The 20356-nt window shown below is 65.3% G+C and carries 23 protein-coding genes; 6 read left to right on the top strand and 17 right to left on the bottom strand.

What is annotated here, in order from left to right; genetic code table 11:
* Positions 1-343: 343 nt before the first annotated feature.
* Positions 344-1321, bottom strand: a complete 978-nt coding sequence (locus GA0061099_RS10955; protein ID WP_036021372.1) for an ABC transporter substrate-binding protein — start codon at positions 1319-1321, stop codon at positions 344-346.
* A gap of 10 nt (positions 1322-1331) precedes the next feature.
* Positions 1332-2369 (bottom strand): ferrochelatase, encoded by a 1038-nt coding sequence (gene hemH / locus GA0061099_RS10950; RefSeq protein ID WP_036021370.1) that lies wholly within the window; start codon positions 2367-2369, stop codon positions 1332-1334.
* A gap of 83 nt (positions 2370-2452) precedes the next feature.
* Between hemH and GA0061099_RS10945 the strand changes: the two genes are divergently transcribed.
* Positions 2453-2851 carry an MAPEG family protein gene (locus GA0061099_RS10945; protein ID WP_035997738.1) on the top strand — a complete coding sequence of 133 codons (399 nt, stop codon included), beginning with the start codon at positions 2453-2455 and terminating at the stop codon, positions 2849-2851.
* Between the two features lie 6 nt (positions 2852-2857).
* On the opposite strand, the gene GA0061099_RS10940 is transcribed toward GA0061099_RS10945, so the two are convergent.
* From GA0061099_RS10940 to GA0061099_RS10925, 4 genes are read right to left on the bottom strand one after another with little or no spacing between them, the layout of a single operon-like run.
* Positions 2858-3295, bottom strand: coding sequence for an acyl-CoA thioesterase (locus tag GA0061099_RS10940; protein WP_035997736.1), 438 nt, complete (start codon positions 3293-3295; stop codon positions 2858-2860).
* Positions 3296-3303: 8 nt separating this feature from the next.
* Positions 3304-4416, bottom strand: coding sequence for a nickel/cobalt transporter (locus GA0061099_RS10935; protein ID WP_193375173.1), 1113 nt, complete (start codon positions 4414-4416; stop codon positions 3304-3306).
* Complete coding sequence (locus tag GA0061099_RS10930; RefSeq protein WP_036021366.1) at positions 4413-5051, bottom strand: DUF1007 family protein; 639 nt, start codon at positions 5049-5051, stop codon at positions 4413-4415. Before GA0061099_RS10930 ends, GA0061099_RS10935 begins: the two co-directional genes overlap by 4 nt.
* A complete protein-coding gene (locus GA0061099_RS10925; protein WP_036021365.1) occupies positions 5051-7132 on the bottom strand; it encodes a M3 family metallopeptidase in 2082 nt (693 codons plus the stop codon). Before GA0061099_RS10925 ends, GA0061099_RS10930 begins: the two co-directional genes overlap by 1 nt.
* A 136-nt stretch (positions 7133-7268) precedes the next feature.
* On the opposite strand from GA0061099_RS10925, the gene GA0061099_RS10920 reads away from it, so the two are divergent.
* From GA0061099_RS10920 to GA0061099_RS10900, 5 genes are all read left to right on the top strand, one after another.
* On the top strand, positions 7269-7523 hold the full coding sequence (locus GA0061099_RS10920) for a hypothetical protein (protein ID WP_036021364.1): 255 nt from the start codon (positions 7269-7271) through the stop codon (positions 7521-7523).
* Between the two features lie 673 nt (positions 7524-8196).
* A complete protein-coding gene (locus tag GA0061099_RS10915; protein ID WP_035997723.1) occupies positions 8197-9339 on the top strand; it encodes a type III PLP-dependent enzyme in 1143 nt (380 codons plus the stop codon).
* Positions 9340-9473: 134 nt separating this feature from the next.
* A complete protein-coding gene (locus GA0061099_RS10910; RefSeq protein WP_035997718.1) occupies positions 9474-10061 on the top strand; it encodes a GNAT family N-acetyltransferase in 588 nt (195 codons plus the stop codon).
* Between the two features lie 148 nt (positions 10062-10209).
* A complete protein-coding gene (locus GA0061099_RS10905; protein WP_036021421.1) occupies positions 10210-10599 on the top strand; it encodes a RidA family protein in 390 nt (129 codons plus the stop codon).
* A 59-nt stretch (positions 10600-10658) separates the two neighbouring features.
* On the top strand, positions 10659-12101 hold the full coding sequence (locus tag GA0061099_RS10900) for a homospermidine synthase (RefSeq protein ID WP_035997714.1): 1443 nt from the start codon (positions 10659-10661) through the stop codon (positions 12099-12101).
* 151 nt (positions 12102-12252) lie between these two features.
* On the opposite strand, the gene GA0061099_RS41075 is transcribed toward GA0061099_RS10900, so the two are convergent.
* From GA0061099_RS41075 to GA0061099_RS10845, 11 genes are all read right to left on the bottom strand, one after another.
* Positions 12253-12591 carry a hypothetical protein gene (locus tag GA0061099_RS41075; protein ID WP_036021419.1) on the bottom strand — a complete coding sequence of 113 codons (339 nt, stop codon included), beginning with the start codon at positions 12589-12591 and terminating at the stop codon, positions 12253-12255.
* Positions 12592-12692: 101 nt separating this feature from the next.
* The gene (locus tag GA0061099_RS10890; RefSeq protein WP_036021362.1) at positions 12693-13409 is read right to left on the bottom strand and encodes an MgtC/SapB family protein; all 717 of its coding nucleotides are present in this window, start codon (positions 13407-13409) and stop codon (positions 12693-12695) included.
* 30 nt (positions 13410-13439) lie between these two features.
* Positions 13440-14459, bottom strand: coding sequence for a WD40 repeat domain-containing protein (locus GA0061099_RS10885; protein ID WP_036021360.1), 1020 nt, complete (start codon positions 14457-14459; stop codon positions 13440-13442).
* Positions 14459-15508, bottom strand: coding sequence for a CobW family GTP-binding protein (locus tag GA0061099_RS10880; RefSeq protein ID WP_036021358.1), 1050 nt, complete (start codon positions 15506-15508; stop codon positions 14459-14461). Before GA0061099_RS10880 ends, GA0061099_RS10885 begins: the two co-directional genes overlap by 1 nt.
* 56 nt (positions 15509-15564) lie before the next feature.
* Positions 15565-16428: a metal ABC transporter substrate-binding protein gene (locus GA0061099_RS10875; RefSeq protein ID WP_036021417.1), complete on the bottom strand. Its 864-nt coding sequence runs from the start codon at positions 16426-16428 to the stop codon at positions 15565-15567.
* A gap of 2 nt (positions 16429-16430) precedes the next feature.
* Complete coding sequence (locus GA0061099_RS10870) at positions 16431-17300, bottom strand: metal ABC transporter permease (protein ID WP_036021355.1); 870 nt, start codon at positions 17298-17300, stop codon at positions 16431-16433.
* Positions 17301-17306: 6 nt separating this feature from the next.
* Positions 17307-18062 carry a metal ABC transporter ATP-binding protein gene (locus GA0061099_RS10865; RefSeq protein WP_036021354.1) on the bottom strand — a complete coding sequence of 252 codons (756 nt, stop codon included), beginning with the start codon at positions 18060-18062 and terminating at the stop codon, positions 17307-17309.
* Positions 18063-18064: 2 nt separating this feature from the next.
* On the bottom strand, positions 18065-18307 hold the full coding sequence (locus GA0061099_RS10860) for a hypothetical protein (RefSeq protein WP_036021351.1): 243 nt from the start codon (positions 18305-18307) through the stop codon (positions 18065-18067).
* Positions 18308-18363: 56 nt separating this feature from the next.
* On the bottom strand, positions 18364-18864 hold the full coding sequence (locus tag GA0061099_RS10855; protein WP_074447686.1) for a hypothetical protein: 501 nt from the start codon (positions 18862-18864) through the stop codon (positions 18364-18366).
* Positions 18861-19472, bottom strand: a complete 612-nt coding sequence (locus GA0061099_RS10850) for a permease (protein ID WP_074447685.1) — start codon at positions 19470-19472, stop codon at positions 18861-18863. The genes GA0061099_RS10855 and GA0061099_RS10850 overlap by 4 nt, the downstream gene beginning before the upstream one ends.
* A gap of 257 nt (positions 19473-19729) precedes the next feature.
* Positions 19730-20326 (bottom strand): superoxide dismutase, encoded by a 597-nt coding sequence (locus GA0061099_RS10845; protein ID WP_027573470.1) that lies wholly within the window; start codon positions 20324-20326, stop codon positions 19730-19732.
* Between the last annotated feature and the right edge of the window lie 30 nt (positions 20327-20356).

Raw genomic sequence — 20356 nt, 5'->3', positions numbered from 1 at the left:
ATCTCCTCCAAGCCGGGACAAGACGTCAGGAAAAAGCCCTTTCCGGCGCTGTCATTGGTCGGGATCACGATCCTACCGGTTCAGCGGTCGCAATTCACGTCGGTATCGGAGCAATTCCACACAAGACGCACAGCAAGAGAACGGTCGCGATATGTATTTGCGACAGGCTCTTGAAAGCGCGCGCGCGCAGGCCTGAACCGCGATGCGATCATGATGAATCGTCATCGCGCTTTAGGTCATTGTTTGAGCATGATCTTTTCGGAAAACCGCTTCACGCTTTTCCGGATCATGCTCTAGCGGCGGAGATTAACGAATTCGGGCGAGGCGTCCGTCACGGACGGGTTCATTCGATCACGTCATTCGCAATTGCAAGCAGGCCCGGGGAAAGCGTGATGCCGAGCGCTCTCGCCGCCTTCAGGTTGATCACCAGCTCGAACTTGGTGGGATTCTGCACCGGCAGGTCGGCCGGCCGTGCGCCCTTCAGGATCCGATCGATATAGTCCGCGGCGCGGCGAAGCTGCTCGACGCTGTCGGTGCTGTAGGACATCAGCCCACCTTCGTCGACGAAGGTACGGCTCCAGAACACCGCGGGCACACGCGCCTGTGCGATCGCCGAGAGCAGTTGCGCGCGGTTGGCCATGGTGAAGAAGTCCGGCAGGACCAGGATGGCGCCGTCTTGCCTGGAAGCCAGCGCCCCGATCGAGACGGCGTCACGGACGGGCGCGGGCTCGACCGTCAGGCGCAGCGTCCGTGCGGCGTCCTCGATGGTGCGCAGCATCAGGGGCGCGAACGGCGCGGTGGCGGGATTGAAGACGACCGCAACGCGGGACACCTTCGGCGTGACCTGCGTCAGCATCTCCAGCCATTTGCCGGCCAGCGGACCGTCGTAATCGGTAAAGCCGGTGAGGTTGCCGCCGGGATGCGCGAGGTTTTCGACAAAGCCCTGGCTGACGGGATCGGTGACGACGGCGAACACGATCGGGATCGTCGTGGTGCGCCGGCGCAGCTCTTCGACCGAGGGTGTGCCGACCGCAAGCAGGATGTCGGGCTTGAGCGCGATCAGCTCGTCGGCGAGCTGCGCGATGCGGGCGCGCTCGCCGCCGCCGTTGCGCCAATCGATCTTGAGATTGTCGCGCTCCTTCCAGCCTTGGCCGGCGAGCGCTTCGACCAGGGCGATGCTGCGCGTCTGGCCGATCGCATCATCAGCAGCCGTGACCGAGAGCACGCCGAGCCGCCGTGTCGCGTTCGGCTGCTGCGCCAGGGCCGGGGCCGGCAGCGCCGCGAGCATCCCAAGAAGCGCCAGGCACCGGCGGCGGTTCATGGGATGCCCATCAGATCCAGCCCTGGAGCTCGCGCAGCACCAGGGTGCGGATCACGTTCATGCCCGGTCCGCTGTCGTTGAGGCAGGGGATCGCGGAAAACTGCTCGCCGCCATTGTGCTTGAAGATCTCCGCGTTCTCCTGCGCGATCTCCTCCAGCGTCTCCAGGCAGTCGGCGGAAAAGCCCGGCGTCACCACTGCGATGCGGCGCACGCCCTCTTTGGCAAGCCGCTCCATGGTCTTGTCGGTATAGGGCTGCAGCCACTCGTCGTTGCCGAAGCGCGACTGGAAGGTCAGCAGCAGCTTGGTCTCGTCCATGCCGAGCCGGCGGCGCAGCGCCTCGGTCGTCGCGATGCAGTGCTGCTGATAGGGATCGCCCTTGTCGACATAGGCTTTCGGCATGCCGTGGAAGGATGCCACGATCAGCTCCGGCTTGAAGGACAGCGTCGCCAGATGGCCCTCGATCGAGGCGGCGAGCGCCTCGATATAGGCTTCGTCGTCATAGTAGGGCGGCGTCACCCGCAGAGTCGGCTGGTTCCGCAGCTGCGCGAGCACGCGGAAGACTTCGTCGCAGACGGTCGCCGAGGTCGAGGCCGAATATTGCGGATAGAGCGGCACGGCCAGGATACGCTCGCAGCCCTTCGCGATCAGCGCGTCGATGCCCGACTTGATCGACGGATTGCCGTAGCGCATCGCCCAATCGACAACGACGTTGTCGCGGTCCGACAAGGCGGCCGCGAGCTTGTCGCTTTGCGAGCGCGTAATGGTTTTCAGCGGCGACTCGTTCCGCTCATTGTTCCAGATCTTCTGGTAGTCGAGCGCCTTGGTGCGCGGACGGCTGCGCAGAATGATCCCGTTCAGCACCAGTTTCCAGATCAGGCCCTGGTCCTCGATGACGCGGGCGTCGCTGAGGAACTCCTTGAGGTAGACCCGCACGCCCGGAGCATCGGCCGTATCGGGCGTTCCGAGATTGATCAGGAGCACGCCGACGCGCGGTAGGGCGGATCGGGTGGCCGGTTTCGCGGTCTCGAGGGGGAGGACGCTGTTCATGACTGGTTGGGTCGCGCGTTGGTCCGAACTTGTCAAGATGAGCCGGGGTTCGCTAGGGTCGCACCCAAGCGGGGGGAGGCAGGATGACACTCGCGGAATGGTGCGTCTTCGGGGCGCTGCTGCTCTATCTGTCGACGATCGTCACGGTCAAATGGATCAGGTTTCGCCGCTTCGACAATTCCCGGCCGCGCGACCCCGCCTTCTATGAGGACGCCCTGTCGCAACGCGCGCTCGGCGCGCACCAGAACGGCATCGAGACGTTTCCGTTCTTTGCGTTCGCGGTGCTGCTCGCCGAATACAGGGAAGCGCCGCAGCGGCTGATCGACGAGCTCGCGGCGCTGTTCCTGATCGTGCGGATTGCCTATGTGCTGACGTATCTCGGCAACCGCCCGACGCTGCGCTCGATCCTCTGGAGCATCGGCTTTGCGATCAATCTCGGCATCTTCTTCATGCCGGCATTGAAGCGGTTTCTGCCGGTGTGAGCGGCTTCACGCCGAAAGATGGCGTTCTCGCGTCGCGATCAGTGCCCGCATTGATGCCGGGATCGTGACCGGACGATGGGTGTTCTGGTCCGTATAGACCCAGACGATCTCGCCGGTTACCAGAGCCTCAGTGCCGCCCTTCCGGAAGATGGCGAGCTCGAACAGGAGGCTCGAATTGCCGATCCGCGCCACGCGCGCGCCGACGTCGAGCTCCCAGTCGAACCTAACAGGCGCCTTGTACTCGATCAGCGATTTGACGACGTGGAAATCGATGCCGCTCGCCTTTGCATCCGCATATTGGTCGAAGCCGAGCGCGCGGAAATATTCGGTGATGGTGGTGTCGAAATAGGTCAAATAATGCGCGTTGAAGACGACGCCCTGGCCGTCGATCTCGGAATAGCGCACCCGGAACGGATGGAAGAACCAGAAGTGTTCGCGCGACATCTATCGCCTCAAAAACACGTGGTCCGTTCGGCGGCAATGTAGCCGAACAGGAGGCCGACGCCGAACAGCAGGACCAGACTCGCGGCGCCGAACTCGATGCCGCGCATAAACAGCGCGCCACCGCCGTCGCGTCCGGCGCTGAGGCGGGCGGCAATGTCCTTGGCGGAGACGGCGACGACAGCAATGGCCGCCACCGTGATCGCGGTGCCCAACCCCATCAGGAATGTCGCGGCGATCCCTGCCCAGAACAGGCCCTGCGCCAGCGCGAACACCAGGACCAGGATTGCGCCCGAGCAGGGGCGGATGCCGACGGTCAGGATCGCAGCGAAGCCGCGCCGCCAGCCGCCGGGGCCGGCGAGTTCGCTTGGCGTGGGTCCGTGGGAATGGCCGCAATGCTCGTCGTGGACGTGGTCGTGCCCGTGGTGATGGTGAGCGTGGCCGTGGCCATGGTGTTGATCATGGCCGTGATCGTGGTGATGATCATGCGCATCATGATGGTGGTGATCATGGTCGTGCGGCACGCCCGCCATCGCCGGCACCGGCTGGATGGCCTGAAATGCGCGGATGAAGGTGCGACCCTTGACCCAGACCAGGCGCAGGCCGAACAGCGCGATCAGGGCGTAGCTCGCAATCTCGATCGCGCCTTCCGCCTTGCACATCGTCTTGGCCGTCGCATTCAGCAGCCAGGCCGAGATGCCGACGATGAGGATCGCGACCAGCGACTGCATCAGGGCCGAGGCAAAGGACAGCGCGATGCCGCGCCGCGCAGTCTCGCGGTTGGCGACCACATAGGAGGCGATCACCGCCTTGCCGTGGCCGGGACCGGCGGCGTGGAAGATGCCATAGGCGAACGAGATGAAGAGCAGCGTCCACACCGCCGAGCCATCGGACTTCGCGGCGCGGATGGTTGCCGACATCTGCCGATAGAATTCCGACTGCTTGGCCAGGAGCCAGCCGATGAGGCCGCTCGCTTCAGGCTCGGCCACCTGCGCTGGTCGCGGCGCACCGAACGGGTTTTGCGCGAGAAGATCATGAAGCGCGGCATCAGTCACGGCCACGACCAGCAGCACAGCGGCAGTGGCGAGCAGCCCGCGCGCAAGCGGAGAGAGTTGCGGCTTCAAGGGCAATCCACCGTGATCTTGTTGGCGAACATCATGCCGAAATTCGAGTTCTCACCGTTCAGGAAGGTCTGCTCGTTCAGCTTCTGCGCGCTCGCGGTGCCGTCGTTCGGCCGCTCCAGCTTCATCTGGCACCCCGCGGGCGCACCGACCAGCTTAACCGGACTGTCCTTGGCCATCTGGAAGTCGATGAAGAAGGAGCGGTCGAACACTTCGAGCACCAGCTGCCTGGGCTTGACCGGATTCTTCAGCGGCAAGGTGAAGTGCAGGGTCAGCACCGTGTCCTTGTAGTCGAGGAAATAGTCGACCGGCTCCTGGAACCGCTCCTTCTTCCCGTCGGCCTTGGCGAAGGTGAAGTAGGCGTATTCCTTCAAGGACTCGACGTTGGTCTGCGCCAGGGGCTTCAGCTCCTCGCTTGTGTATGCGCCCTTGGTCTTGCTCTCGAGCCCCTGCACCGCATAGGCCGAGAACATGTCGTCGAAGGTCCAGGCGTGGCGCACGCCGGTGACGCTGCCGTCGGCAGCATAGAGCAATTCGCTGGTGGCGGTGATCCAGACATGCGGATGTGCATTCGCTGCCCCGGCCGCGAGCGTCATCGCGGCGGCGAGCAGGTATCCGAACAGGGCGCGCATGCTCATCAGGCTGCCCTGGCGTCTTCGAGCAGGCCGCGGCGGCGGAGCAGCGCATCCGGCTCCGGCGGGCGGCCGCGGAACGCCTCGTAGGCGGCTTCCGGATCGACCGATCCGCCCGACGAATAGATGTCGTCGTGCAGGCGCTTGGCCACGGCGGGATCGAAGATGTCGCCGGCTTCCTCGAACGCGCCGAAGGCGTCGGCGTCCATCACCTCCGACCACATGTAGCTGTAATAGCCGGCGGCGTAATGGTCGCCGGTGAAGATGTGGCCGAACTGCGTCGGCCGGTGACGCAGCGCGATCTCCTCGGGCATGCCGATCTTCTCCAGCTCGCGTTTCTCGAAGGCGCGGACATCCTGCGCGGCGGCGGCCGGCTGGGTGTGGAATTCCAGGTCGACCAGCGCCGAGGAGACGAACTCGACCGTGGCAAAGCCCTGGTTGAATTTTCGCGCGGCGAGGAAGCGTTGCAGCAGGTCGTCCGGCAGCGGCTCGCCGGTCTGGTAGTGGCGGGCGAACTTCTGCAGCACCTCGGGCCGCTCCTGCCAGTGCTCGTAGAGCTGTGACGGCAGCTCGACGAAGTCGGTGAACACGGAGGTGCCCGACAGCGAGGGATAGGTCACGTTGGAGAGCATGCCGTGCAGGCCGTGGCCGAACTCGTGGAACAGGGTGCGGGCATCGTCGGGCGACAGCAGCGACGGCTCGCCGCCGGCGCCCTTGGCGAAATTGCAGATGTTGAGAACCAGCGGCGCGACGTCGCCGTCGAGCTTCTGCTGGTCGCGCAGCGAGGTCATCCAGGCGCCGGAGCGCTTGGACGGCCGGGCGAAGTAGTCGCCATAGAACAGCGCCTTGTGCTTGCCGCCCCTGTCCTTCATCTCCCAGACCCGGACGTCCGGGTGCCAGACCGGAACGTCCTTGCGCTCCTCGAAGGTGACGCCGAACAGGCGCGTGGCGCAGTCGAAGGCGGCGGCGATCATGTTGTCGAGACCGAGATACGGCTTGATCGCGGAATCGTCGAAATTGGCGCGCTGCAGACGCAGCTTCTCGGCGTAGAAGCGCCAGTCCCAAGGGGCGAGCTTGAAATTGCCGCCCTCCTCCGTGATCAGCGCCTGCATCTCGTCGCGGTCGGCAAGCGCGCGGGCGCGGGCCGGCTTCCAGACCCGCTCCAACAGGCCGCGCACCGCGTCCGGCGTCTTGGCCATGGAGTCCTCGAGCCGGTAGGCGGCGTAGGTCGGATAGCCCAGGAGCCCGGCGCTCTCCTCGCGCAGCTTCAGGATCTCGACAATGGTCGCATTGTTGTCATTGGCGTTGCCGTTGTCGCCGCGCGCGATGAAGGCCTTGTAGACCTTCTCGCGGAGGTCACGCCGGGCGGAGCTCTTCAGGAACGTTTCGACCGAGGAGCGCGACAGCGTGACGATGGCCTTGCCTGCCATGCCGCGCTCTTCCGCCGCAGCCTTGGCGCTGGCGACGAAGCTCTCCGGCAGGCCCTGGCGGTCGGACTCCCCGAGCTCCAGGAACCAGTCCTGCTCGTCGCCGAGCAGATGGTGGCTGAAGCCGGTGCCGAGCTGGGCCAGCCGCTCGTTGATCTCGGCCATCCGCACCTTGGCTTCTTCGGAGAGGCCGGCGCCGGCGCGGTGGAAGCGGGTGTAGGTGCGCTCCAAGAGGCGGAGCTGCTCGGGCGTGAGACCGAGACCCGCGCGGTTCTCGTGCAGATGGGCGATGCGGCCGAACAGCACGGCGTTCATCATGATCGGATTCCAGTGCCGCGCCATCCGCAAGGAGACCTCCTTGTCGATCTCCAGGATGGCCGGGTTGGAATGCGCCGAGACGAGGTCGTAGAAGACCGCCGCGACCTTGCTCAGGAGCTTGCCCGAGCGCTCCAGCGCCGTGATGGTATTGGCGAAGTCGGGCGCCGCGGGATCGTTGGTGATCGCCGCGATCTCGGCGGCGTGGTCGGCGAAGGCCTGCTCGAAGGCCGGCAGGAAATGCTCCGGCTTGATCTCGTCGAAGGGCGGGGTCGCGAACGGTGTCACCCAGGCCTTCAGCAGCGGATTGGTCTCGGCGTCCGTAGTTTGGCGGGGTTCTGACATCACAAGTCCCGGATTTCGTGGCTCGATTGTTGCGGCCAGCTATAGCACGCGTGGGGCTTTTTTGGGCCGTTTGCCCTTGCCCCCAGCCTCCTTTTCGGGGAGATTGCGGCCCTCGAAGCCAGGACTCTCTGAAACCATGAACGCGCCTTCTTCATCGCCCCGCCAGATCGTCTGGTCCAGCGTCATCACCGTCATCAGCGCCGCCATCCTGATCGGCGCGGAGGTGTTCGGCGCGGCGTTTGCCGGCGGCTGGGCGCTCGCGATCCTGTTCGGGCTCGGCGACCAGGGCGCCCATATCCTGCAGGCCGTGCTGTTCGCACTCGGCGTGCTCGTGATGACCGCCTTCATCCGCGGCGCTCAGCGCATCGAGCCCTTCACCAAGCGCGGCTGACGCGTCTCGCGCGTGGGCAGCACGCGCTGCGCGGCGAAAACTTAACGCGCGTTCATCTTCCGCGTCGCTCGCGCAACAGTGCGCAAGCAGATGTTAGGCAATCCTGTCCGCAGCCTAAAAAAATTCTTGCGAACCAGAGTCAAAACGCTTATGTGCGGACTTGCCCAATTTCGCACGTGCCTGTGGTCGTGTGTCAGTCGGTAGGTATCCGGACAAGAGGCCGGACAGCCGCCAAGGGGTGAAGAAGCCGAGGGGCTCTTCGGAAGTGCGGAAGTCGAGACTGAAACGTCGAGCGACCGAAGCAAACCCGGAGCGCCCAGCATCTCTCTCAAAGAGATGCCATGTCGAAGGTGACTTCGCTCTTTGCAACCGTGACTGGCAGCCGGAGGCGAACCGGCGCACCCCGCTCTCAACGGGGGACGCGACTTAAAGCAACGACGGATCGGGCTTTTTTGGTCTCTACCGGCAGTCCAACGCCGGCGCGGGCTACTGAAAAGGCTTGTCCTTCATTGCCAGGTGAGCGGGCGGGAAACTCTCCCAACCAATCCACGGCAGCACAGTCTGGTTTGAGTTTTTTGGCCCCAGCGCGCCTCCATCGCGCGATGCGGCCGAAGCACTCTCATCAGACGTCACGTTGATACGGCTCCCGTCGCTGGGACCGTTGGAGAGTGCCATGACCGAACGTATCCAGGAATTCCTGCGCAACCGCCGCAACGAAGGCCTCGACACCGAGCCGTGCCTCGTCGTCGACCTCGAGGTCGTGCGCGACAATTACCAGAGCTTCGCCAAGGCGCTGCCCGACAGCCGCGTGTTCTATGCCGTCAAGGCGAACCCGGCGCCGGAAGTGCTGGCCTTGCTGGCGTCCATGGGCTCCTGCTTCGACACCGCCACGGTCGCCGAGATCGAGATGGCGCTGGCTGCGGGTGCGACGCCCGACCGCATCTCCTTCGGCAACACGATCAAGAAGGAGCGCGACATCGCTCGCGCCTTCGCGCTCGGCATTCGCCTGTTCGCGGTCGATTGCGCCGCCGAGGTCGAGAAGATCGCCCGCGCCGCTCCCGGTGCGAAGGTGTTCTGCCGCATCCTCTATGACTGCGCCGGCGCCGAGTGGCCGCTGTCGCGCAAGTTCGGCTGCGACCCGGAGATGGCGGTCGAGGTGCTCGACCTCGCCAAGCGCCTAGGCCTGGAGCCGTGCGGCATCTCCTTCCATGTCGGCTCGCAACAGCGCAAGGTGAAGGCGTGGGACCGTGCACTGGCGATGGCCTCGCAGGTGTTCCGCGACTGCGCCGAACGCGGCATCAACCTGTCCATGGTCAACATGGGCGGCGGCTTCCCGACCAAGTACCTGAAGGACGTGCCGCCGGTCGTCACCTACGGCCGCTCGATCTTCCGCGCGCTGCGCAAGCACTTCGGCAACCAGATCCCGGAGACCATCATCGAGCCGGGCCGCGGCATGGTGGGCAACGCCGGCATCATCGAATCCGAGGTCGTGCTCATCTCGAAGAAGAGCGATGAGGACGAGGTGCGCTGGGTGTACCTGGACATCGGCAAGTTCGGCGGTCTCGCCGAGACCATGGACGAGTCGATCCGCTACGCCATCCGCACCCGTCACGACGGCGCGGACATGACCCCGTGCGTGCTCGCAGGTCCGACCTGCGACAGCGCCGATGTGCTGTACGAGAAGACCCCGTATCCGCTTCCGGTGACGCTCGAGATCGGCGACAAGGTGCTGATCGAAGGCACCGGGGCTTATACGTCGACCTACTCGTCGGTGGCGTTCAACGGCATTCCGCCGCTGCGGACGTACCACATCTGATCCGCCTCTCTTTTCCAGAGGCCTGACGAACCCGGGAGCCGGTCCGCCGGCTCCTCATCCAACATCTCGATTTCTGACGACGTCTTGGACAGGCGTGCTGTGCGCACGCCGGTTCAAGCGGGGACTGACGTGCCATGACTGCTCCTCGGAAGCCGCAAGTTGCCCTCACCTCGAAAGCCGCTCCGTTCGTGATCCGTGCGGAACGTGCTGGAGACGTCGCGACGCGTGAAGCGCTGCTCGATGCCTGCTTTGGCGAGAACCGCCATGGCCGCACCTGCCAGCGCCTGCGCGACGGACGCGCGCCCGCTGCAGGCCTTGCCCTGTCGGCGATGCGCGAGGGCAAGCTCGTGGGAACCGTGCGGCTGTGGCATGTCAGCGCCGGAGGCAGGCCCGCTCTGGTCCTCGGACCGCTGGCGGTCGACCCTGCCTGCCGCGAGCTCGGGATCGGCGCCGCGCTGATGCAACAAGCGCTGGCTGCCGCCCGGGCGCGCGGGCATGGCGCCGTGATCCTGCTCGGCGATGCCCCCTATTACGCCCGCTTCGGCTTCACAGCCGAGAAGACCGCCGAGCTGTCGCTGCCCGGCCCGTTCGAGCGCAACCGCCTGCTGGCGATCGAGTTCACTGATGGCGCGCTTGATGGCGCCGCCGGGATGATCGTCCCGACCGGCGCGGCCCTGCCCAAACGGAGGTCGGTTCGCGCGCCTGAGGCGCACGCGGCCTGAGGGATCGCTCGTGTAGCGACGGACCGCAGCCGCATTGAGCGGCAACGCCCTGCCGCGCCTGCGCGAGGCCCGTTCCTTTGGGGTTGCGCAGGCGCCGGAAACGCCCTTTAACCCCGCGAAACACCCCCTTCAGTCGAGGCCCATGACCATGTCCCGTCGCCTGATCTCCACCGGCTCCCCGCTCGAGAAGTCCGTCGGCTACAGCCGTGCCGTGATCGACGGCGAGTTCGCCTTCGTCGCGGGAACGACCGGCTATGACTACACCACGATGACGATGCCATCAGATGTCACGAGCCAGTCACGCAACTGCTTCAAGACCATCGCCGCCGCCCTGAAGGAGGGCGGATTCGAGATGGCCGATATCGTCCGTGCGACCTATTACGTGACCGACGCCAGCTATATCGATGACCACTTCGCCGTCTGCGGCGAGGTCCTCGGCGACATCAGGCCGGCGGCGACCTTGCTGGTCGTCTCTGCCCTGGCGAGGCCCGAGATGAAGGTCGAGATTGAAGTCACCGCCAAGCGCCGCAGCATCTGACAAGCGCTGCAGCGCCTGATCCATCCCTCACTGCCAGCACGTTCCGGAGAATCCATCCCATGAGCCCTCCCTCGCAGATCTACGCGAAGATCACCGGCCCCATCGTCATGGTCGGCTTCGGCTCCATCGGCAAAGGCACGCTGCCCCTGATCGAGCGGCATCTCGATTACGACAAGTCCCGCATCACCGTGCTCGACCCCAAGGACGAGGGCCGCAAGGCGCTTTGCGAGAAGCACAATGTCCGCTTCATCCAGAAAGGGCTGACCAAGGACAATTACCGCGAGGTGCTGACCCCGCTGCTCACCGAGGGCGGCGGCCAGGGGTTCTGCGTCAATCTCTCGGTCGATACCGGCTCGACCGACATCATGGAGCTCTGCAACGAGCTCGGCGCGCTCTACATCGACACCGTCAACGAGCCCTGGCTTGGCTTCTATTTCGATTCCTCAAAGGGTCCGGAAGCGCGCTCCAATTACGCGCTACGCGAAACGACGCTGGCCGCCAAGAAGGCCCGTCCCGCCGGCTCGACCACGGCCATCTCCTGCTGCGGCGCCAATCCCGGCATGGTCTCCTTCTTCGTCAAGCAGGCGCTGCTCAATGTCGCCGCCGATCTGAAGCTCAATGCACCCAGGCCGAAGACCAAGGGCGAATGGGCGGATTTGATGCGGCAGGCCGGCATCAAGGGCATCCACATCGCCGAGCGCGACACCCAGCGCTCGAAGAAGCCGAAGGAGCCGGACGTCTTCGTCAACACCTGGTCGGTGGAAGGCTTCCTGTCGGAAGGCATGCAGCCATCCGAGCTCGGCTGGGGCACCCATGAGAAATGGATGCCCGAGAATGCGCACACCCATGAAGCCGGCTGCGGCGCTGCCATCTATCTGATGCAACCCGGCGCCAACACGCGCGTGCGCACCTGGTGCCCGACCCGCGGCGCCCAGTACGGCTTCCTCGTCACCCACAACGAGTCGATCTCGATCGCCGATTACTTCACCGTGCGCGACGCCTCGGGCAAGGCGATCTACCGGCCGACCTGCCACTATGCCTACCATCCGGCCGACGATGCCGTGCTGTCGCTGCATGAAATGTTCGGCCGCGCCGGGAAGATGCAGGAGAAGCACCACATCCTCGACGAGAATGAGATCGTCGACGGCATCGACGAACTCGGCGTGCTGCTGTTCGGCCATGACAAGAACGCCTATTGGTTCGGCTCGCAGCTCTCCATCGAAGAGACCCGCGAGCTCGCGCCCTACCAGAACGCCACCGGCCTGCAGGTGACCTCCGCCGTGCTCGGCGGCATGGTCTGGGCGCTGGAGAACCCGAACGAAGGCATCGTCGAGGCCGACGAGATGGATTTCGAGCGCCTGCTCGAAATTCAGCTGCCCTATCTCGGCCCGGTGAAGGGCTTTTATACCGACTGGACGCCGCTGACGGATCGTCCGGGACTGTTCCCGGAGGACATCGACACCAGCGATCCCTGGCAGTTCCGGAATATTCTGGTGCGGTGAGGCGGGCTCTCTCCGCCGGTCATTCCGGGGCGCGCCACTTGGCGCGAGCCCGGAATCCATCGGGCGGCAGACTCTGCAGGTAAATGGATTCTCCGGTGCGCAATTGCGCACCGTAGTTCGCGCTTCGCGCGCCCCGGAATGACCGGAAAAACTACTTCTTCTCCATCGGCGGCGCGATCTTCTCGGCCGGGGCCGGCGGCAGCGCCGGTTTGGCCGCACCAGCCGCGCCCTGAGTCCGCGGATCCGGCCGTGCCGGCTCGGGGGCCGGCGTGGTCGGGCGATCACCGCCGGGCTTCGCCTCCGCGGGCACCTTGCTCTGTTCGTCGGACGGGGTGCCCTGGAGCGGGGGCGTCGCCTGCGCCAGCTGCATGCGGCTTTCGGCGCGGATTTGCGCCAGGGACATCACCGACACCGCAACGCCTGCTGCGAACAGCGCACCGGCGATTGTCAGGTTGAGCTTCAGTCTACGTTTGTCATCTCGGCCGGGCATGTCGATCACCGCCTTTGTTCGCGGAATCAACGAAACTGGGGCGCGCCGGTTCCGGAACCTGAAAACGCGCGGAACCCACCCGCACGCGCCAAAACGCCGCGCTACTCCGTCGTGCTGACTTCCCATGTTGCATGCCGGACGCCTGGCAGATGCTGCAGATCGGTCGCGACCGCGTTCAGCTCGTTCGGGTCGACCGCGGTCGCAACCAGCTTGGCGGCGATCTCCAGAATGCCCTCGCTGATCTCGGCGACTTCGATATCGGCCACGGCATATTTCGCCGCTTCGAGCTTGTCGACGAGGCGGTCACGCATGTCGGGCAAGGCGTCGGCCGCAACTGCGAGCTTGAAATAGTAGGTCGCCTCCAGCGCCTTCTCGTTCAGCGGGATGCGGTTGATGGCGTTGACCAGCGGGCGCAGCATGGTGTTGCCGGCGATGACGAACACGGTCAGCGCGGCCGCCTGTGCGATCATGTCGGCGCCCGCACAGGAGCCGACCGCGGCCGAGGCCCACAGCGTCGCCGCGGTGTTGAGCCCGCGCACATCCATGCCCTGCTTCATGATGACGCCGGCCCCCAGGAAGCCGATGCCGGAGACGACATAGGCGATCACCCGGACCGCGCCGTCGGCGCCGTCCAGCTGCATGGCGAGATCGACGAAGGCGGCAGCGCCCACCGCGACCAGCACGTTGGTGCGCAGCCCCGCGGTACGCTGGCGGTATTGCCGTTCGGCGCCGATCAGTGTGCCCAGCACGAAAGCCGTGATCAGGCTGACCAGGGTGTCGCCAAAGTCGGCAAGCTGGAAGGTCGTCAGAAATCGCATGGTTCCCTATACGGCGGGAACCATGACAGATTAAAGCTCGAGCAGACCGCCGTCCCCATTTTCGTCGGCAAAGGCCAGCAGCGTGCCTTTGGCGTTCCAGGCGATCGCGGCCACCGGCGGCGTGCCATTGCGGCGGACCAGGATCTCCGCGCCATCCTCCAGACGGACCATCAGCACGGTGCCATCGCTGTAACCGGCGGCGAGGATGTCGTTCTTGGGATGACAGGCGACCGCGGAGACGCGCGCCTGCAGCGGCGCGAGCATCGCGGGCTCCTTGCCCATCGGGCCGTCCTTGCTGCCGAACGGCCAGATGATCACGGTGTCGGCGCCCGAGGTCGCCAGCCCCTTGCCGCCGGCGCTCCACGACATCGAGCGGACGCGGCCCGGATAGCCGGTCATGCGCATGTGCCTGTTGTCGGCGAGCCGCCAGCCGTGCAGCGCCGGCTCGTGCATGGCGGTGACCAGGAATTTGTTGTCGGGGCTGAAGGTGACCGCGTGATGCGAGCCGGCCCAGGGCAGGAATTCGGCCGATCCCGCCATGTTCGGAAACCACAGCGTCACGCCGTTGTAATGCGCGATTGCGAGCCGCAGGCCCTTCGGCGCGAAGGCAAGGCCGCCGACGGTCGAGGGCACGTCGATCGACTTCTCCTCGGCCTTGCCGCTCTTGACGGTCGCGGTCTTGCCGGCCGACCAGGCGAACGCGCCGTCGGCGTGCAGCGCCACCGCGTCGATCCAGCGCCGCTTGGGATCGGTGGCGAGCAGCGTCACCTCGCCCTTGGCATCGATCGAGACGACCTTGCCGTCGTCGCCGCCCATGACGAGGCGCTTGCCGTCGGAGGCGGTCGAGAGAATGCCGCCGCTATGCACGGCAACCGTGGTGATCTCGCAATTGGCATCGACGAATGCGACGTTCTCCTCGCCGCCGACGAAGGCGGCGCGATCCTTCAGGAAATGCACCGAGGTCACGGCCATGCCGAGCGCAATCGGCTGGACGCGGTCGGTGACGGAAACGATCGAAGCGGACTCGGGCGCTGGCGTAAACTCTTTCATCACGAGACGATGCAGCTCTCGAAACCCTTGCGGATCGCCTCTTCGGGCAATTCGCGGCCGATGAAGACGAGGCGGCTCTCGCGCGGCTCGCCCTCCTTCCACTTCCGCTGGTGGTTGCCCTCCAGCATCATGTGGACGCCCTGGAAGACGTAGCGATCGTCGTCGTCGAGGAAGGCGAGGATGCCCTTGGAGCGCAGGATCTTGCCGCCCTCGACCTGCACCAGGTTCTGCAGCCAGGGCATGAACACGTTGGGATCTAGCGGCTTGTCGGTCTTGAGCGAGAGCGATTGCATCTCCTCGTCGTGATAGTGCTTCAGGCCGTGGCCGTGATCATGGTGATGGTGATCGTGGCCGTGATGGTGGTGATGATCATGATCGTGGTCATGATCGTCGGCCTCCAGGAAGTCAGGCTCGATGTCGAGGATGCGGTCGAGGTCGAATGCGCCGCGGTCGAGCACGTCGGCCAGCGCCACCGCGCAGCGCTCGGTGCGATGCAGCTTCGCATAGGGATTGATGCCGCGGATGCGGGCCTCGACCTCGGCGAGCTCGCCCTTGTTGACGAGGTCGGTCTTGTTCAGAACGATGACGTCGGCAAAGGCGATCTGGTTCTTGGCCTCTGGTGCATCCTTCAAACGGTCGGACAGCCATTTGGCGTCGGCGACCGTCACGACCGCATCGAGCCGGGCGTTCTTCTGCACGTCCTCATCGACGAAGAAAGTCTGCGCGACGGGGGCGGGATCGGCAAGACCGGTGGTCTCGACGATGATGGCGTCGAACTTGCCCTTGCGCTTCATCAGGCCGTCCATGATGCGGACGAGGTCGCCTCGTACGGTGCAGCAGATGCAGCCGTTGTTCATCTCGAACACTTCCTCATCGGCGCCGATGATGAGGTCGTTGTCGATGCCGATCTCGCCGAATTCGTTGACGATGACGGCGTATTTCTTGCCGTGGTTCTCCGACAGGATGCGGTTGAGCAGCGTGGTCTTGCCGGCGCCGAGATAGCCGGTCAGCACGGTCACGGGAATCTTCTGGGAGGTCGCGTCAGACATAACAACTCCGGACTTCAAGGCTTTTTCGCGCGACGCGAGGCGGGGTGGCCCCTGCCCTAATGGTCAAGCGCGCTGGTCAGGGCCTTTATATTGTGCCTGACCATGTCAATGTAAGTGGGTGCAGGCCCCTTTTCGCCGGTCAAACCGTCCGAAACCAGGGTGCCACCGACCCTGGCACCGGTCTCGGCGGCGATCCGCCGGATCAGGCGATCGTCGCTGATATTTTCAAGGAACACGGCCGGGATTTTCTGGACCTTGATCTGGCCGATGATGGCGGCGATATCTCGCGCGCTCGGCTCGCTCTCCGTGGAGACGCCCCGGGGGGCGATGAACCGGATACCGTATTCGCTGGAGAAATAGCCGAAGGCGTCATGGGTGGAGATCACCTTGCGCCGCTCCGGCGGGATTTTTGCGACAGCGTCGCGGACCTCGCGGTCCAGTGTTTCGAGCTTTTCCAGATAGGCCTTGGCCTGGGCGCGGAAGAACTCTGCATCGTCAGGAGCGGCCGTGGCGAGCGCGCTCGCAATGTCGGTGACGTAGATCTTGGCGTTCGGGATGGATTGCCAAGCGTGGGGATCAGCGGCCGAACCCAATTTCAACGGCGCGATGCCGGCGCTTGCGGTGATCACCTTGGCCTTGCTGCCCGCGGATTGCACGAGGCGCGGCAGCCAGCCCTCCAGCCCGAGCCCGTTGACGATGACGAGCTTCGCCGCCGCGACCCGCTTGGCATCGGCAGGGGCCGGCGTATAGACGTGGACGTCGCCGTCGGGTCCGACCAGCGTCGTCAGGTTGACGCGGTCGCCACCGACATTGCGGACGAAATCGCCGAGGATCGAGAAACTCGCGACGACGTTGAGCCGCTCCGCGGCCTCAAGCGGCGAGGCGATCAGCAACAGCGCACAAACCAGGATGAGCCGCATCGTCATGCTTCCAGATGCCGGCCGGGAAACAGCTGCCGGACGATGCCGCCGACGCGGCCGAACAGGACGGAGACGATGTAGAGCACCGTCGCTACCAGAATGATCGCCGGGCCCGAGGGCACGCGGGTCTGAAATGAGAGCACGAGGCCGGCATAGCCGGACACCGCAGCAGCAGTGACGGCGATGCAGATCATCGCGGTGAGATCGCGCGACCAGAACCTTGCGATGCCCGCAGGCAGGATCATCAGCCCCACCGCCAGCAACGTGCCCAGCGCCTGAAAGCCGTTGACGAGGTTGATGACGACCAGCGCGAGGAAGGCGAGATGGGCGGGGCCACCGGCGCGGCTCACGGTGCGCAGGAACAGGGGATCGACGCTCTCGATCACCAGCGGGCGGTAGATCACCGCGAGCACCAGCAGCGTCACCGTGGCGTTGAAGGCGACCACCAGCAGGGTCTGATCGTCCATTGCGAGGATGTTGCCGAACAGCACGTGCAGGAGATCGATGTTGGTGCCCTTGATCGAGACGATGGTGACGCCGAGCGCAAGCGAAGCGAGATAGAAGGTGGCGAGCGAGGCATCTTCCTTCAGCCCGGTCGAGCGTGCGACCACGCCAGCGAGGATCGCGACGGCAAAGCCGGCGACCAGGCCACCGGCCGTCATCGCGAACAGATTGAGGCCGGAGAGCAGGAAACCGACCGCCGCGCCAGGCAGGATCGCGTGCGCCATGGCGTCGCCGACGAGGCTCATCCGGCGCAGCATCAGGAACACGCCGATCGGCGCCCCCGCCAGCGCCAACGCGATCACCGCGGCGAGCGCGCGCCGCATGAACTCGAATTCGGTGAACGGACCGATCAGCGCGTCATAGAGCATCGGATATCAGGCCGCCCGCGAGCTGATATCATCGGCCGCGCAGGCCGCGGCGCTGTCGTCGAAGGCCTCGCACATCCGCATCGCGACCAGCAGATTTTCCGGCGTCAGCACCTCCGCCGTCGGACCCCACGCGACCGGGCCGCGCGCCAGCACCAGCGTTTCGGTGAAATGATTGCGCACCATCTCCATGTCGTGCAGCGCGGCGAGCACGGTGCGACCCTCGCCATGCCAGCGCCTCACCAGCGCGAGCAGATCAGTGATGGTCTTGGCATCGATGGCGTTGAAGGGCTCGTCGAGCACGATCAGGCTGGCATCCTGGAGCAGCACACGGGCGAACAGCACGCGCTGCATCTGACCGCCGGAGAGCGTGCCGATCGGGCGGTTCTCAAAACCGCTGAGGCCAACTGCTCCGATTGCCCGGAGAATCTTGTCGCGCGCGGCCTTGCCGATGCCGCCGAACAGGCCTGTGCCACGCCACAGCCCGGTGCCGACGAAATCGAACACCGAGATCGGGAAGCTGCGGTCGATCTCCGCACTTTGCGGCAGATAGGCGATGTCGCGGGCGTCGAGCCCGCCGAGATGGATCGTGCCGTCGAGCGGCTTGAGGATGCCGACGATGCCGCGCAACAGCGTCGACTTGCCGGCGCCATTCGGGCCGATCACGGCGACCAGCGCGCCCGGCGCGACCTCGCCGCTGAGATGATGCACGGCGGGGTGCCGATCATAGCCGAGCGTGACGTTGTGAAAGTGCAACGCTGCCATCGTCACCTCATCGCCAGCAAGACGATGCCCCACAGCACGGCACAGACCGCGAGCGCGGCCGCGAGACGGCCCGCCATGGCCATGCGCAGGATCGACCAAGGCGCGGTCTGGGCCGGATGCGGCGAGGTCGCATCGTGGACATGGGCGTGGGCGTGATCGTGCCCGTGCGAATGTCCATGGCCGTGACCATGGGAATGGCCATGAGCATGGTCGTGCTGGTGGGCGTGGGACGCGGCGGGAGCCATTTGCGGACGTTATATTATAACATTACGCCTGTCCACGGCGGGACTGACATCGCGGCTCAGGGCTTGCCGATCACCATGGCGATGGCGGCTGCCACGAATGGGAACGGCACCGAGACGGCGCAGCGGAACCAGACGAAACGGGCGGGCATGAACGGGATCTCCCACAAGATCACCCGCTGGAAGGCGAACAGCGCCCAGGCGACGACATAGGCGACCACCTGCGGCACCCCGCCGCCCGACTTCAGCGCGACGGCGCCAATGGAGAAGCCGACCACGGGACCGCCGGGCGTGGCGGCGCCGGCGACCACGGCGGTGGCAACCCCGAGCCAGCCGCTATCCGGGCCGAGCCAGCCGGTGATCACCTCCTGCGGGATGATGGCCGCGATGTAGCCGGAGCCGATCACGCCAAGCGCGATCCGCGGCACGATGTTGACGAAGTCCATCGTGCCCTCGCGCAGCGAGGCCACGAACACCGGGCGCCCACGACGAAAGGCGATCAGCCCGACGCCGAGCACCGAGCTCCACAGCAGGATGTCGATCAGAAGCGCTGCGCTCAACTCTCGTCGTCCTTCGCGAGCGGCTTCGGATAGAGCCTGACATAGACGAAGCGGCCGAGCGCGCCGGCGAGCACCGGCAGCGGCAGCGAGATCACGATCCGCCACAGCGTGAAATCGGTGCCCATGATCGGGATTTCCCAGGCGACCGCCCGGCCATAGCCGATCAGCGTCCAGCTCACGACCATGGCGATGGTGGCGCCGAAATCGGCGCCGACCGCGAGCAGCGCGCTCGCCACCGGGTAGGCCGTGAAGGGACCGCCGGGCAGAATCGCGCCGAACGCCGTGCCGATCAAAAGGCCCATCAGGCCGGACTTCGGCCCGAGCGAGCGCGAGACTTTCTCGTGCGGCAGGATTTCCGAGATGAAGGCCCCTAACAGGCAGCCGGCGAGCACGCGCGGCAGGATGCCCGAAAACAAGGAGAGATCGTGGGTAAGGATGTCCAGAACGCCGTCGGTGCCGTCCCGCCGCCAGACCAGTGCCGCACTCACCGCCACCAGAGCTGCGATGATGATGGTCGACCAGCCGATCGGCTTGCGGACCCGGCCCGGCCGCGGCTCGGATTCCGCGTCGCCGGAAGGCGCTGGATGGTTCGGGGAAGGTCCTGACAACGGGCTGGGTCGCTCGAGGGTGATGCCCGTCCTGATTAAGGGCGGTGTTCCCCCGATGCAAACGGTGTGACGACAGACCCATGCGCGCGCCACGCAGGGCAATTCCGCACAGCAAAAAGGCGGTCGCGCCTGCGACCGCCTTTGTTTCTGTCATTCCGGGGCGGCGCGTCAGCGCCGAACCCGGAATCCATCGGGCGTCACCCGAGCAGACAAATGGATTCCGGGCTCGCGCTTCGCGCGCCCCGGAATGACACCTGTCACGCCTTCTCGAACAGGGACTCCACGTATTCCCAGTTCACGAGGTTCTCGACGAACGCCTTGAGATAGTCGGGACGGCGATTGCGATAGTCGATGTAGTAAGAGTGCTCCCAGACGTCGCAGCCGAGGATCGGTGTGGCGCCGTGCACCAGCGGATTCTCGCCGTTCGGGGTCTTGGAGATCTCGAGCTTGCCGTTCTTGACCTGGAGCCAGCACCAGCCGGAGCCGAACTGGCCGACGCCGGCCGCCTGGAAGTCGGTCTTGAACTTCTCGAAGCCGCCGAGGTCCTCGTTGATCTTCTTCTCGAGCTTGCCCGGCAGCTTGGTGCCGCCGCCATTGGGCTTCATCCAGCTCCAGAAGTGGATGTGGTTGTAGTGCTGGCCGGCGTTGTTGAACACCGCGGGGTTCTTGCCGAACGAGCCCTTGACGATCTCTTCAAGGGACTTGCCTTCCCATTCGGTCCCCTTGAGCGCGTTGTTGCCGTTGGTGACGTAGGCCTGATGATGCTTGTCGTGGTGATATTCCAGCGTCTCCTTCGACATGTACTGGCCGAGGGCGTCATAGGCGTAAGGAAGTGGGGGCAGCGTAAAGGTCATGGCTTCTTGTCCGCAACTGGTGGGGAACGA

This window comes from Bradyrhizobium yuanmingense, assembly GCF_900094575.1.
Classification (GTDB): domain Bacteria; phylum Pseudomonadota; class Alphaproteobacteria; order Rhizobiales; family Xanthobacteraceae; genus Bradyrhizobium; species Bradyrhizobium yuanmingense.
The sequence above is the reverse complement of the archived record's forward strand: the minus strand, read 5'-3'. Positions and strand labels throughout refer to the sequence as shown.

Coding starts and splice junctions, on each gene's coding strand:
- GA0061099_RS10955 (WP_036021372.1), bottom strand. CDS start 1,321: ATGAACCGCCGCCGGTGCCTGGCGCTTCTTGGGATGCTCGCGGCGCTG.
- hemH (WP_036021370.1), bottom strand. CDS start 2,369: ATGAACAGCGTCCTCCCCCTCGAGACCGCGAAACCGGCCACCCGATCC.
- GA0061099_RS10945 (WP_035997738.1), top strand. CDS start 2,453: ATGACACTCGCGGAATGGTGCGTCTTCGGGGCGCTGCTGCTCTATCTG.
- GA0061099_RS10940 (WP_035997736.1), bottom strand. CDS start 3,295: ATGTCGCGCGAACACTTCTGGTTCTTCCATCCGTTCCGGGTGCGCTAT.
- GA0061099_RS10930 (WP_036021366.1), bottom strand. CDS start 5,051: ATGAGCATGCGCGCCCTGTTCGGATACCTGCTCGCCGCCGCGATGACG.
- GA0061099_RS10925 (WP_036021365.1), bottom strand. CDS start 7,132: ATGTCAGAACCCCGCCAAACTACGGACGCCGAGACCAATCCGCTGCTG.
- GA0061099_RS10920 (WP_036021364.1), top strand. CDS start 7,269: ATGAACGCGCCTTCTTCATCGCCCCGCCAGATCGTCTGGTCCAGCGTC.
- GA0061099_RS10915 (WP_035997723.1), top strand. CDS start 8,197: ATGACCGAACGTATCCAGGAATTCCTGCGCAACCGCCGCAACGAAGGC.
- GA0061099_RS10910 (WP_035997718.1), top strand. CDS start 9,474: ATGACTGCTCCTCGGAAGCCGCAAGTTGCCCTCACCTCGAAAGCCGCT.
- GA0061099_RS10905 (WP_036021421.1), top strand. CDS start 10,210: ATGTCCCGTCGCCTGATCTCCACCGGCTCCCCGCTCGAGAAGTCCGTC.
- GA0061099_RS10900 (WP_035997714.1), top strand. CDS start 10,659: ATGAGCCCTCCCTCGCAGATCTACGCGAAGATCACCGGCCCCATCGTC.
- GA0061099_RS41075 (WP_036021419.1), bottom strand. CDS start 12,591: ATGCCCGGCCGAGATGACAAACGTAGACTGAAGCTCAACCTGACAATC.
- GA0061099_RS10890 (WP_036021362.1), bottom strand. CDS start 13,409: ATGCGATTTCTGACGACCTTCCAGCTTGCCGACTTTGGCGACACCCTG.
- GA0061099_RS10885 (WP_036021360.1), bottom strand. CDS start 14,459: ATGAAAGAGTTTACGCCAGCGCCCGAGTCCGCTTCGATCGTTTCCGTC.
- GA0061099_RS10880 (WP_036021358.1), bottom strand. CDS start 15,508: ATGTCTGACGCGACCTCCCAGAAGATTCCCGTGACCGTGCTGACCGGC.
- GA0061099_RS10875 (WP_036021417.1), bottom strand. CDS start 16,428: ATGCGGCTCATCCTGGTTTGTGCGCTGTTGCTGATCGCCTCGCCGCTT.
- GA0061099_RS10870 (WP_036021355.1), bottom strand. CDS start 17,300: ATGCTCTATGACGCGCTGATCGGTCCGTTCACCGAATTCGAGTTCATG.
- GA0061099_RS10865 (WP_036021354.1), bottom strand. CDS start 18,062: ATGGCAGCGTTGCACTTTCACAACGTCACGCTCGGCTATGATCGGCAC.
- GA0061099_RS10860 (WP_036021351.1), bottom strand. CDS start 18,307: ATGGCTCCCGCCGCGTCCCACGCCCACCAGCACGACCATGCTCATGGC.
- GA0061099_RS10845 (WP_027573470.1), bottom strand. CDS start 20,326: ATGACCTTTACGCTGCCCCCACTTCCTTACGCCTATGACGCCCTCGGC.